12 protein-coding genes are annotated in these 12,775 nt (G+C 62.0%); 3 read left to right on the top strand and 9 right to left on the bottom strand.

Annotated elements, in window-relative coordinates; genetic code table 11:
• Positions 1-151 precede the first annotated feature (151 nt).
• Positions 152-1,594: an aldehyde dehydrogenase family protein gene (locus tag TRIHO_RS11465; protein WP_068243463.1), complete on the bottom strand. Its 1,443-nt coding sequence runs from the start codon at positions 1,592-1,594 to the stop codon at positions 152-154.
• A 290-nt stretch (positions 1,595-1,884) separates the two neighbouring features.
• Between TRIHO_RS11465 and TRIHO_RS11460 the strand changes: the two genes are divergently transcribed.
• Both TRIHO_RS11460 and TRIHO_RS11455 read left to right on the top strand, forming a co-directional pair.
• Positions 1,885-2,535 (top strand): peroxiredoxin, encoded by a 651-nt coding sequence (locus TRIHO_RS11460; protein WP_068243458.1) that lies wholly within the window; start codon positions 1,885-1,887, stop codon positions 2,533-2,535.
• A 189-nt stretch (positions 2,536-2,724) separates the two neighbouring features.
• Positions 2,725-3,504, top strand: a complete 780-nt coding sequence (locus TRIHO_RS11455; protein WP_082705116.1) for a glycosyltransferase family 25 protein — start codon at positions 2,725-2,727, stop codon at positions 3,502-3,504.
• A gap of 7 nt (positions 3,505-3,511) precedes the next feature.
• On the opposite strand, the gene TRIHO_RS11450 is transcribed toward TRIHO_RS11455, so the two are convergent.
• Entirely contained in the window at positions 3,512-4,258 is a 747-nt protein-coding gene (locus TRIHO_RS11450) for a hypothetical protein (protein ID WP_068243455.1), read from the bottom strand.
• 133 nt (positions 4,259-4,391) lie between these two features.
• Between TRIHO_RS11450 and TRIHO_RS11445 the strand changes: the two genes are divergently transcribed.
• On the top strand, positions 4,392-5,204 hold the full coding sequence (locus TRIHO_RS11445; RefSeq protein ID WP_068243452.1) for a polysaccharide pyruvyl transferase family protein: 813 nt from the start codon (positions 4,392-4,394) through the stop codon (positions 5,202-5,204).
• Here the strand turns inward: TRIHO_RS11445 and TRIHO_RS11440 are convergent.
• From TRIHO_RS11440 to TRIHO_RS11410, 7 genes are all read right to left on the bottom strand, one after another.
• The gene (locus TRIHO_RS11440; RefSeq protein ID WP_068243451.1) at positions 5,201-6,112 is read right to left on the bottom strand and encodes a hypothetical protein; all 912 of its coding nucleotides are present in this window, start codon (positions 6,110-6,112) and stop codon (positions 5,201-5,203) included. The two genes, TRIHO_RS11445 and TRIHO_RS11440, sit on opposite strands and share 4 nt — an antisense overlap.
• A gap of 154 nt (positions 6,113-6,266) precedes the next feature.
• Positions 6,267-8,408 carry a polyribonucleotide nucleotidyltransferase gene (gene pnp, locus TRIHO_RS11435; RefSeq protein ID WP_068243450.1) on the bottom strand — a complete coding sequence of 714 codons (2,142 nt, stop codon included), beginning with the start codon at positions 8,406-8,408 and terminating at the stop codon, positions 6,267-6,269.
• Between the two features lie 171 nt (positions 8,409-8,579).
• A complete protein-coding gene (locus TRIHO_RS11430) occupies positions 8,580-8,873 on the bottom strand; it encodes a DUF6525 family protein (RefSeq protein WP_232367772.1) in 294 nt (97 codons plus the stop codon).
• 2 nt (positions 8,874-8,875) lie between these two features.
• Complete coding sequence (locus tag TRIHO_RS11425) at positions 8,876-10,090, bottom strand: GTP-binding protein (protein WP_068243445.1); 1,215 nt, start codon at positions 10,088-10,090, stop codon at positions 8,876-8,878.
• Positions 10,091-10,293: 203 nt separating this feature from the next.
• Entirely contained in the window at positions 10,294-10,563 is a 270-nt protein-coding gene (gene rpsO / locus TRIHO_RS11420) for a 30S ribosomal protein S15 (RefSeq protein WP_068243441.1), read from the bottom strand.
• Positions 10,564-10,968: 405 nt separating this feature from the next.
• Positions 10,969-12,054 carry a calcium-binding protein gene (locus TRIHO_RS11415; RefSeq protein ID WP_068243439.1) on the bottom strand — a complete coding sequence of 362 codons (1,086 nt, stop codon included), beginning with the start codon at positions 12,052-12,054 and terminating at the stop codon, positions 10,969-10,971.
• 107 nt (positions 12,055-12,161) lie between these two features.
• Positions 12,162-12,677 (bottom strand): DUF1643 domain-containing protein, encoded by a 516-nt coding sequence (locus tag TRIHO_RS11410; RefSeq protein WP_068243438.1) that lies wholly within the window; start codon positions 12,675-12,677, stop codon positions 12,162-12,164.
• Positions 12,678-12,775: the final 98 nt, after the last annotated feature.

Here is a 12,775-nt window from a genome sequence, read left to right as displayed (position 1 = left end):
TTGAAACAAGACGCCAAGCCTACGCCGCGACACTGCTGGATAACTCTCAAAGTTGCGTGAATTTTTCACGACGCCAGTGCTATTCTCTGCCGCCAACGCAAAAGCGCCGCCCGGTGGGGGCGGCGCCTGTGTGCACTGCAAGAGGACCGGATTAGTCTTCCGGGGTCCAGCCGCCGATGGCCTTGACCTCAAGGAAATCTTCCAGCCCCCAAATCCCGCCTTCGCGGCCGTTGCCGGATTGTTTCATGCCGCCAAATGGGGACCCGGCGCTGCGGGATTTGCCATTCATTTCAACCATGCCGGACCGGAGCGCACGCGCCATGCGGTTGGCACGGGCGCCGTCTTGGGTCTGCACGTAGTTGGTCAGGCCATAGGGCGTGTCATTGGCAATCTCGATCGCTTCTTCTTCGGTTTCGAAGGGCAGGATCGTCAGCACAGGGCCAAAGATTTCCTCGCGCGCGATGGTCATCTGGTTGTTCACATCGGCAAAGACGGTCGGCTTTACATAGTAGCCCTTGTTCAGCCCATCCGGCCGCCCTGTGCCACCGGCCACCAGCCGCGCGCCCTCGTCGATCCCCTTCTGGATCAGATCCTGGATCTTGTTCCATTGCAGTTCGTTCACGACAGGGCCGATGTGGCGTCCCTCGGCCGAGGCGGGGCCGACTTCGACCTTGGCCGCGACGGCTGCGGCTTCCTCGACCACCCGGTCATAGATCGACTGCTGCACCAGCATCCGGGAGGGCGCGTTGCAGCTCTGGCCGGTGTTCTGCATCATGTGCAGGACGCCGCGTTTGACAGCCTTGTCGTCGGCATCCTCAAAGAGCACATTGGCGCCCTTGCCGCCGAGTTCCAGATGGACCTTTTTCAGCGTATCGGCTGCGGCCTTGGAGATTGCGGTGCCCGCGCGGGTCGAGCCGGTGAATGACACCATGTCCACGTCGGGATGCGATGACAGCTGCGTGCCGACGCCGGGGCCATCGCCGTTCACCAGGTTGAATACACCGGCAGGGAAGCCGGCCTCATGCACGATCTCGGCAAAGATCATCGCGTTGAGCGGGCTTTGCTCGGAGGGTTTCAACACCATTGTGCAGCCCGCAATCGCAGCGGCGCCAAATTTCAACGTGATCTGGTTCATCGGCCAGTTCCACGGGGTGATCAGCGCCGCGACGCCAACCGCCTCGTAGATGATCCGGTCGTTCGGGGCGTGGTCGCCAAGGGGGCGGTCGAACGCAAAGGTTTTTGCCGCCGCCAGGAACCCGTCCAGATGCCAGCTGCCCGCGCCGACCTGGCTGGTACGTGACATATCGATGGGGGCGCCCATTTCGACTGACATGGCTTGCGCCAGATCTTCGGCGCGACTGTTATAGACCGTCAGCAGCTTTTCAACGAGCGCAATCCGCTCAGCCGGAGGGGTCGCCATCCAACCGGGCAGCGCCGCCTTGGCCGCGGCAACCGCCGCATCAGTATCCGCAGCCGCGCCAAGTGTGATCACCGCGCAGGCTTCCTCGGTCGAGGGGTCGATGACCTGGCAGTCATTTGGGGCAGAGGGAGCAACCCACTGACCGTTAATGTAAAAATCGCGTTTCTCAATCATGGATCCGCTCCCTTTTCTATATGTGCGACTCTGGTCATAGCCAGCGTTGCAGGCAGTGTGTCAGCGACCGGGAGCCTCTTCAAGCCGGATTTTTGATCAAATTCCGAAACCCGAGGTTCTCCGCTCATGCGCTGATCGGCTTTGAGTCGATAGAACCGCGAAGCCGGGTGTCATGCGCGGCGATCTGCGACAATTTCGGACGCTTACTGGCAATCTGCTGTAACCTGCGCCGAAAGGCGGTAGGTTGCGCAAGAGCGATTCACACGTCCATTGCAAAAAGGAGCGATCACATGGGTTTGCGTATCAACGATGTGGTGCCGAATTTTACGGCTGAAACAGATCAGGGCACCATCAATTTCCACGATTGGATTGGCGACAACTGGGCGATTTTGTTCTCGCATCCCAAGGATTTCACCCCGGTCTGCACGACCGAGTTTTCTGCCGTCGCGCAGCTGGCGGACGAATGGGCCGCCCGCAACACAAAGGTGATTGGCGTCTCGGTGGACAGCGCCGAGGACCATCGCAAGTGGAAAGGCGATATTGAAACCTACGCCAAATCCCCGGCAGGCTTCCCGATCATCGCGGATGTCGGTCTGGCCGTGTCCAAGGCCTTTGACATGCTGCCGGCAGAGGCCTATCTGCCCGATGGGCGCACCCCCGCCGACAGCGCCACCGTGCGGTCTGTCTTTATCATCGGCCCGGACAAGCAGCTCAAGCTGTCGATGACCTATCCGATGACGGTCGGGCGCAACTTTGCCGAGGTTCTGCGCGCGTTGGACGGGTTGCAGATGTCCGCAAAAGGCGTCGCCACACCTGCCAACTGGGTGCCGGGCGAGGATGTGATCATCCCACCGTCGGTGTCCAACGAGGATGCCAAGGCGAAGTTCGGTGAATTTGAAACCATCTTCCCCTACCTGCGGAAAACCAAGGCGCCGCAATAAACCTCCGGCATTTCTGCCGCATGCAGGCCTGGGGGGCCGTCTGGTCGGACGGTTGCCCAGGCCATGGCCGCGTCATTGCCAAAGGCAAAGCCACCCGTCGCTGACCACCGACCGGTTGCCGGTCAAGCGGGTGCTGGTATCAGACCCGATCCGTGCCGCAGAGGTTCAGCAGGGGGGCACAGGAGCCAAATGGATATTCTCGTCATAAATCTCCCAAGCGCGACCGAGCGCATGACCTTTATGGCGGCGCAGCTTCAGCGGTTGGGGCTGGCCTATGAACGGCTTGACGCAATTTCAGCGTCAGATCCTGCGGCCCAGTCGCGCGCGCCCTATTGGGAGCGCTGGGAACGCCCGTTGAAAACCACCGAAAAGGCCTGCCTGCTCAGCCATATCGCTGCCTGGGAGCGGATCATTGCGACGGGACGGCCGACGCTTGTGCTCGAAGATGACGCGATGTTGTCCCGCCGGGTGCCAGAGGTCCTTGCCGCCCTGGAAAATATTCAAAACGCGCAGCATGTGACGTTGGAAGTCCGCGGACGGCGCAAACTGGTGGCGAAGCGGGCCAGCGCCCTGGTGCCCGGCCTGGTGATCCGCCGACTTTATCAGGACCGGTCGGGTGCCGCTGCCTATGTGCTGTGGCCTGACGGCGCGCGATACCTGCTTGAGGATACCCGGCAGACACCGGGTTTGGCCGATGCTGTCTTGTGTCGCGCCTATGGGATGACCTCCTATCAGGTCGAACCGGCCTGTGCCCTGCAACTGGATCGCTGCGCGTCCCACGGAATCGCGACGCCGTTTGCGCCGGTGTCCTCGATTGATGCGGGCGCAGCCGTGGATCGCAAACCCGGCCCGAGGTTCCGCGCCCGGCGGATTGCGGCGCAGCTGCGTATGGGGCTGCGGGCGCTTGGTCAGCTGGGGCGCGCGGACCGGCGCGAGATTGACCTCAAGCCTGACGATTTTCAGCCCTGACGGCAGGTCAGTCGGGTGTGTCGCGCCACCAGCCTGTTTTGTCGCGCGTATGCAGGGCGCGCAGGCGGGCAAATACGGTATCTTCCACCTGAAACCTGTCCCAGATCGCGCGCAGGATCGCCCCGGCGGGCGGGGTCTCCATAAAGGGTTCCAGCCGCCAATACATGTTGCGCAGGGTGTCGTCGGTGCCGATGGTAAAACAGGACATGCCTTCGAACAGCGGCACCAGATCGGTCTGCAAACGTTCAATATGCGCCGGGTTCGGCACGGCGCTGCCTGTGTCACAGATGAACCGCTCGCTCTCCTGAACCTTGACCGCATTGACTAGCAACGAGGCCATCATCGCAACCGCGCGCACCTGCGGGTCGGGGTCATGATCTGCCAGCGTATCCGTCGCCGAGATCAGCCAGCGGATGTTGAGGTTGGCGCAGAGAAAATCGCCCTCCTGATCCCACAGTGCGCGAAACTGGGCATAGGTTTCCTGGAGGCGGAAATCGCGCCGGATCAACACGATCAGCTTTGCGTGGTGCCACAGAAGCTCTGGGCGGCCTGAAAACTCGACCCGCAGGTTTTCGATATGGGCATCCAGCGATTTCGCGGCGCCGCGTGTCTGCACAGGCGCGCCGGCGTCGATCAATGTGGTCTTCATCGTGGACAGCTCTGCGTTCGCGGCCGCATGTGCGGCAGCGCCCCAGCGCTTGCGATGCCGCGAGAGCGAGAACATCTGTTCGAATCTGGATTTCTTGCGTTTCATTCCGCTACCCGCATGTCGGTTTTGAGATCGTCGCGGCCATCCAGCCCTGCCGGAATTGTCCGTTCGCAATTCAGTTCAACAGCGGATATAGCATTCAGGGCGCGCAGGGAAGTTCGCAGACGAAAGAGAGCACATGGGCAAACGTGATATCCGGCTTTTCTACAGCCGCAGACGCAATGGCGAAATCAACTTTGGCGATGATATCTCGCCGATGTTGTTCGAGGCGATTACTGGCCAAAGCGTCTGTCACGCGCGGGTGTCCAACTGCGATTTCGCAGCGGTGGGCAGCCTTCTGGAAATGCTTGTCGATCGCCGGCTCAAGCGGCTGCGCAAGTTCCGGTTCGATCCGGTCCGGGTCTGGGGATCCGGTTGCCTGACCGGAGAAGGACAGGTGTCGTCCTTCCTGCTGGATCCGATTGCGCTGCGCGGCCCGGTGACCCGCGCAAGGCTGGGCGATCGCCACGATGTGCCGCTGGGCGATCCGGGGCTGCTGTTCGACCGCCTTCATACTCCCAAGCGGGAAAAGACCTACAAATGGGGCATCGTGCTGCATTACACAGATGTCGACTCGCCGGTGCTGCGCCAGATGCTGGAGACAACTCCGGGTGTGGTCAATATTCCGGTCAATGCGCCGCCGATGGAAACGCTCCGGCTGATCGGGGAGTGCGAGTGTATCGCGTCGTCCAGTTTGCATGGGCTGATCGCCGCCGATTGCTATGGAATTCCCAATGTGCGGCTGCGGGTGGAAAAGCATCTCGACCCGACCAATTCAAAATTCTTGGACTATGCCGCCGCGATTGGACGGCCGGACATCGCAGCGATCCAGGCGCCGGACCATGGCAGCCTGGATGCGATCTACAAACCCGAGGATGCGGACCTGTCGTATTTCGAGGCGATTCCGAAGGTAGCAGAGGCGCTTGAACGGGCCTTGCAGCGGGCGGTCTAGGCGTTTTCTGACGGGGCGCGGCTGAACATCGCGTCCAGGCTATCAGCCAGGTCAAACCGACCGGATTGCAGCGCCGTCCGAAAGGCCGGGCAGATATCATCCGACCCCAGTTCCGTGGTGTCGCGTTTGCTGGCATCCATAAATGTCTTCAGCTCCCGCGATGCCTGTTTCTGGCTCACATAGGGCCGGATTTTCCGCTTGAACGGATAATACAGCAGCTGGTCCCGCAGGTCGCGCACCCAGGGGCGGGGGAAGCGAAAGATGCCATCGTTCAGCCAAAGCGACGCCAGCGCGTTGTCGCGGGCGGTGCGATACCAGGCCAGGGTCAGCAGCGCCTGATCCCAGACATGGGGGGTGTCGCGGCACAGTTGCGCCCAATCCGCGATCAGCTGCCCGGCGGCTGGCGATTTCCCAAAGTAGACAAAGCTTGAAATGTCATACCAGCCGTGGCGTCGCACAATCGCGAAATCAAACGGGTTATCGTAGACCATATAGGGCGCACGCAGAAGTTCGGCATCGGCGTCGATCCAGCAGATCGGACCGTCGGAGTCCTGCCACATCTCTTCGATGAACCCGGCTTTCAGGCCGGTGTTTGCCACCCAGCTGCCGCGTGTCGCAATAGGTTCGATCCGATGGGGCAGACCCAGCGCATCAAGCGAGGTCCGCAGCCGGTCGGCTAGGGCCTCATAGGGGGTGTCCTTGGTGTAATAACTGACAAAAAGCGGTGTTTGCGCGCGGGGCTGGGACAGAAACGCGATCTCTTGCGCCAGATCCGCATGGGCTGTGTGGTCCGTCCCCTTGGGGTCGCGGAGATGCGCAATGACCCGCCCGGCGGGTGCGGCGCTGCCAGTCTGCGCCCAGCGTGGCGCGGCGGCGGATAGAAATGTCTGGATTGGTTCCGAAGGCACAGCCGGTCTCCAACTCTTGTGTCGGTTGCTGAGGGACGGGGCCCTTGCCGTGCCCTGGGATGGTATGGCCCCGCCGCAGGCATTGCGGCGGAAAGCGGGTCTTGAGAGAAGACGCGCCGGGACAGGGCGACACTGTCCCGGCGCGCACCGCGACTTAGTCGGCGGTGTCTTCTTTTTTCTCGGCCACGATCTCTTCGCCGGTTTCCTGGTCCACGATCTTCATGGACAGGCGCACCTTGCCGCGATCGTCAAAGCCCAGAAGCTTGACTTTCACTTCCTGACCTTCCTTCAGCACATCGCTGGGGTGGTTCAGGCGGCGGTTTTCGATCTGGCTGACGTGCACAAGGCCGTCGCGCTTGCCGAAGAAGTTCACGAAGGCGCCGAAATCGACGATCTTCACGACTTTACCGGTGTAGACCGCGCCTTCTTCCGGCTCCGCCACGATCGAATAGATCATGTCATAGGCCTTCTTGATGGCCTCGCCATTGGCAGATGCGATCTTGATGACACCGTCGTCGTTGATGTCGACCTTGGCACCAGAGACTTCGACGATCTCGCGGATGACCTTGCCGCCGGAACCGATCACTTCACGGATCTTGTCGGTGGGCACGGTCATGGTCTCGATACGCGGTGCGTGCTCGGAGAATTCGGAGGCTTCGGTCAGCGCCTTGGCCATTTCACCCAGGATGTGCAGACGGCCGGCTTTCGCCTGCGCCAGTGCGGACTTCATGATGTCAGGCGTGATGCCTGCGACCTTGATGTCCATCTGCAGGCTGGTGATGCCCGCTTCGGTGCCCGCAACCTTGAAATCCATGTCGCCGAGGTGATCTTCGTCGCCGAGGATATCGGTCAGGATGCCGTAGGAGCCGTCCTCTTCCAGAACCAGACCCATCGCAACACCGGCAACCGGTGCTTTCAGCGGAACGCCCGCGTCCATCATGGACAGGGAGCCACCGCAAACGGACGCCATCGAAGAGGAGCCGTTGGATTCGGTGATCTCGGAGACCACGCGGATGGTGTAGGGGAAGTCGGTCGGGGCCGGCAGAACCGCCTGCAACGCGCGCCATGCCAGCTTGCCGTGGCCGATTTCACGGCGACCGGGGGAGCCAACGCGGCCAACTTCACCCACCGAGTAGGGCGGGAAGTTGTAATGCAGCAGGAAGTTGGATTTGAAATTGCCGTGCAGCGCGTCGATGAACTGCTCGTCGTCGCCGGTGCCCAGCGTGGTCACAACCAGACCCTGCGTTTCACCGCGGGTGAACAGGGCAGAGCCGTGGGTCCGCGGCAGCAGGCCGGTTTCGGACTGGATCGGGCGGACCTCATCCAGGGCGCGACCGTCGATGCGGCGGCCGTTCTTGACCACGTCACCGCGCAGAACGCCGGACTCGAGCTTTTTCAGCGCGGAGCCGAGGTTGGCGTCTTCTTTTTGCTCGTCGCTCAGACCTTCGATGATCTCCGTCTTGACGGCGGCAACAGCGGCAACGCGCTCCTGCTTGTCAGAGATCGCATAGGCCGCGCGCATTTTCTCTTCGCCGGCGGCTTTGACCACGGCGAACAGTTCGGAATAATCCGGCGCAACAAAATCGAAGGGTTCCTTGGCGGTTTCTTCGGCCAGATCAATGATCAGGTCGATAACCGGCTGGATCTGCTCGTGGGCAAAATTCACCGCACCCAGCATTTCTTCTTCGGTCAGCTCGTAAGCTTCGGATTCCACCATCATGACGGCGTCTTTGGTGCCGGCCACAACCAGGTCGAGGCGCTGATCGGGGTTCAGGCGCAGGTCCTGCATGTCATCCACGGTCGGGTTCAGGACGTAATCGCCGCCCTCATAGCCAACGCGGCAGCAGGCGATCGGGCCCATGAACGGCACGCCGGAAATGGTCAGCGCTGCAGAGGCTGCGATCATCGCGACGATATCGGGGTCATTGACCAGATCGTGGGACAGCACCGTGCACATCACCAGAACTTCGTTTTTGAAGCCGGGGACGAACAGCGGGCGGATCGGTCGGTCGATCAAACGGGCTGTCAGCGTTTCCTTTTCGGTCGGACGCGCTTCGCGTTTGAAAAAGCCGCCCGGAATTTTACCGGCGGCATAGTATTTTTCCTGGTAGTGCACGGTCAGCGGAAAGAAATCCTGACCGGGCTTCTGGGCGCGGGCGTAGGTCACGTTGGCCATGACCGAGGTTTCGCCCAGGGTCGCGATCACGGTGCCATCTGCCTGGCGCGCAACCTTACCCGTTTCCAGCGTGAGCGTTTCTTCGCCCCACTGCATTGTCTTTGTCGTCACATTGAACATCTGTCGTATCCTAAGTCGGAGCGCTCCCAGGCGTATCCCGGGTCTCCATATTGCGTAGCGGCCCCATTGCCGCCGACCCCTTCTTATCTTGCTTTCGCGTACCGGGGTCCTGGCACATCGTCTCAGATAGTCCGCCCTTACATGACTTTGGCGCAGAAAGAAAGAGCTCGCTCAGCTTCGGGGGACGCCGGGCTTGGGGGCCTGCTGCCGCTGCCGGATCGCCTGGAGGGTCCTTTGTTCGGCGGCCTCCAGCCGGTCCAATGCGGCCTCGGGGTCCAACCCGTCGCGGCGCGCGGCCTGCCAGATGCGGTGACAGGATTGCGCCGACCAGGGCAGACGCGCGCCTTGAATCCAGGCGCGCAGGGCGGCGGGCAGGCGGTCATAGGCCTGCATCGGGTCCTCTTGTCGCCGCCGCAGGGGCAGTGCCACCGCGCCCCGGTTGCCGTTTCGATGCCGCGCGCCCATGGTCACTGCGCTGCGGGCTGTCGCCGCCAGACCGGGAACGGGTCCGGCGCGCCTTCATACCGGGAAAGTGTGTCCCGGTTCGCCCCTGCGACCAGGCAGTCATCCAGCCTGGACTTCAGCAGCGGCCAGTCGATCCCGGCCCCGATGAAAACCAGTTCCTGGCGACGATCCCCGAACGGTTCTTGCCAGTGACGCTGAATATAGGCCTGCGCCTGATCATGCGTTGGCCAGCGGTCGCGCGGCACGGCGGCCCACCAGGTCCCGAGCGGCGCCACGCTGGACAGGGCCCCGGCCAGCGAAAACTCCGCCACCCAATCCGGGCGCGTTGCGATCCAGAAATGCCCCTTGGCGCGGATCACGCCGGGCAGGGTGTCATTCAGGACGGCATGGATCTTCTGCGGGTCAAAGGGGGCCGGGGCGCGGTAGGTGAAAGAGGCAATGCCATATTCCTCCGTTTCGGGAATGTGATCGGCAAAGCCATAGAGCTCCTTGGCCCACATCGGATGTTCATGGGCCTTTTCAAAGTCGAACAAACCGGTGTCGAGAACCTTGTCCGCTGGCACATTGCTGTAGTCCGCTTCGATGATCTCAGCATCGGCGTTGAGGCTGCGAATGATCTTGCGGGCCGCATCGCGCTGGTCAACTGTGGCGCGGCTGACCTTGTTGAGGATCACGACGTCGGCAAATTCGATCTGATCCGTCAGCAAATGCACCAAAGTGCGGTCATCCGCCTGGCCCAGGGCCTCGCCCCGGTCGGTGAGCCGGTCATGGCTGGCGAAATCTGCCAGCAAATTCACCGCGTCCACGACGGTGACCATGGTGTCCAGCCGGGCCACATCCGACAGGCTCTCGCCTGCACTGTCGCGGAAATCAAAGGTCGCCGCCACTGGCAGCGGCTCCGAAATCCCGGTCGACTCGATAAGCAGGTAGTCAAAACGGGCTGCCAGCGCCAGCCGTCGGACCTCTGCCAGAAGGTCGTCGCGCAGGGTGCAGCAGATGCAGCCGTTGGACATTTCCACCAGCGTTTCCTCGGTCTGGCTGAGGTCCGCGCCGCCGGCCCGCACCAGATCCGCGTCGATGTTGACGTCGGACATGTCGTTGACAATCACCGCAACCCGACGCCCCTCGCGGTTGTTCAGGATCCGGTTGAGCAGCGTGGTCTTGCCCGCGCCGAGAAAACCGGACAGCACGGTAACGGGAAGGCGGGGATCGGACATGCGTGACTCCTGTACAATGTGTTATAACGTAACAATCATGAAATGCAGTAAAGCTCAAGCCACTCCATCGGTGGCGGGGGAGGCGCAGGCCCCAAGGCGCGCAGGTCGACGTGATCCAGGCCGGGAGGATCCCTGGAGGTCAAACGCAAAATGCCCGCTCCAGATCGGAACGGGCATCGTGGTCAATTCGGTCTGCGCGTCGCTTAGCGGCGGATGCCCAGCTTCTTGATCAGGTCCTGATAGCGGGCCTCGTCTTTGCCTTTGGTGTAGTCCAGCAGCTTCCGACGCTGAGCAACCATTTTCAAAAGGCCACGGCGACCGTGGTTGTCTTTCTTGTGGGTCTTGAAGTGCTCTGTCAGCGTGTTGATACGCGAGGTCAGAATTGCAACCTGGACTTCCGGAGAACCGGTATCGCCCTCTTTGGTCGCGAATTCTTTCATCAGGCGGTTTTTTTCTTCTGCAGTGATCGACATCGGGGTCTCCTTTGCGAGGTTAAAGTGGATGGCGCAGGCCGGGATGTCGTCCAGCGCAGGCCCATGGAGATATCCATGCGGGGTCCAACAAGAGGTGATTCCACGCACGGATTGCAGGTCGGTACTGGATTTGATGCGGGTTTGCAAAGAAAAACGGCCAGGGTCCGCCTCCCCGTCCGGGGCGACCTAAGGCCACGCCGCCCCTGCGTTGCGAAGGCCGCAGCCTGGCAAAGGCCTCGCCAGCTGAAAAGGCCCGTCGTATGGCGGTGGCGGCGCAGGCCCCATGGGGCCTGCGCCGGTCGCATCGGGCAAGGCCCGATGCGAAACACCTGTGGAACCGGCATCGCAAAACGGCAAGGTCGAACGGGCTGTGATCGAATGGGGGCAGAGAAAGCGGCGGTGGATCTATCTGGACGGCAGCGGCAGGAAGGCGACGTCTTCATCCCCGGCCTCGACCAGCAGGATATCCTCGACCGTCAGGCTCTCGGCCCCGGTCAGGCGCATGGCTTCGACCCCATCGAGCCGCAGGATGGTTTCTTCGGGCGTCTGCGGGTCCGTCTCGAGTGCGACGTCCGGCACGCCCTGAGATCCATCGTAGACCAGCAACAGCCGGTCTTCGGCGGGATCGAAATCGACCAGATCGACCGTGCCCTGCGCAATCCAGTCGCCTAGCAGGATCTGATCCGCACCGGCACCGCCAGTGACCACGTCAGAGGCGCCAGCAATCAGCGTATCATCCCCGTCGCCACCGTTTACAAAGTCGCCAGTCGCCTCGTCATCGGCGCCGGTAACGACATCATCGCCGGTGCCGCCAAACAGCGCATCCGCGCCCGCGCCGCCAGACACAGTGTCATCGCCCGCATTGCCGTGAACCTCGTCGTCGCCGGCACCGCCTTGGGTATGGTCGTTGTCCGCGCCGCCATGCAGCGTATCCGCGCCGTCGCCGCCGTCCAGCGTATCCGCACCGAAATGACCGTAAAGCGCATCCGCGCCGTCCGCGCCGGTCAAGACATCTGCGCCATCCTGGCCATGCAAAAGATCGTCGCCCGCCCCACCGGCAAGGGTGTCATTGCCCTCGGCGCCATAAAGCGCGTCGTTGCCGGTGCCGCCGTCGAGACTGTCGTCGCCTGCGCCGCCGTTCAGCTGATCGTCCCCGCCAAGGCCAAGCAGCGTGTCGTTCAGATCATCGCCAGAGATCTGGTCGAGCGCCTCGGTTCCGGTCAGGGAGAGCCCCTCCGGCGCCGAGGACGCGTCGCTGCCCGGATCGTCGGATTGCCCATCGGGGTCGGTTGCCGCAGGTGAGTCGCCGTCGCCGTCGGCAAGGTCACCTGCGCCCGAGAGGAAATCATCGGGCGAGACCAATGTGGTGTCGTCGCCGGTCTGTCCTGTAGACTCGTCAGCCTCGGACTCCGGATCTTCGTCCGATCCGAAATCAATCAGCACGGCGCTGCCGACAGCGACCATCCCGAGTAAGCTGGCTAACCACAACACAAAAACCGTCCACTTCGTCGCACATACAGTTTCTCGAATTTAACCCTGACACAATTTTGCCGACAGGGCAAAACAAAACGGGAACAAAGGTTAACCAGCCGTGGCCATCAGCTGTCCTGGCGCCAGAGAACAGGGGCCTGCGCATAGGCAATATAGAGCGGATGCTTGGGGTGCCCGGCCTTGCTGAGACCGAGATGAAACAGATCCGTCCCGGCAGACCGGAGCCGGGCCGCAACGGTCGCGCCCTGATTGCGATAGGCGCCGTGGGTGCCCCAGGCGCAGATCACCGTATCGGCCCAGGTCTGGCCGGCCAGCAGGGCAGCCATATTGTCCGCCCCTTCGGGATCCTCGGCGGCCCGCATGTCGCGCGGGTCTGTCGCCCGATAGGCAAAGATATTGGTGGCCCGAAAACCGCCAAACCCCAAGGCCCGCGCCCGGCGTTCGCAGCGTTCGATGGTGGGATCATTCTGAACTTCGGTCGCTTTGGAGGGGTTCAGCATCACGAACATCACCTTCCGCCCGGCCGGGTTCCAGGTGCGGGTCAGGCTGTAGCGATAGGTCTCGCAGTCGGAATAGACAGCGGCAGAGGGCGCATCGCCCTTGGTGTGATGGCGGGTTATCATGTCCAATATCTGACCCAAGCGATGGCAAAGTGCAATCTTGGCAGCGGGACAGCGATTAGGTCAGCAGTTCTGACCTTATATTTCGCGCGCGAAACAAT

Origin of the sequence: Tritonibacter horizontis (assembly GCF_001518015.1) — a bacterium.
In the GTDB taxonomy this organism is placed as follows: domain Bacteria; phylum Pseudomonadota; class Alphaproteobacteria; order Rhodobacterales; family Rhodobacteraceae; genus Epibacterium; species Epibacterium horizontis.
This window is presented reverse-complemented; position numbering and strand designations above follow the sequence as displayed.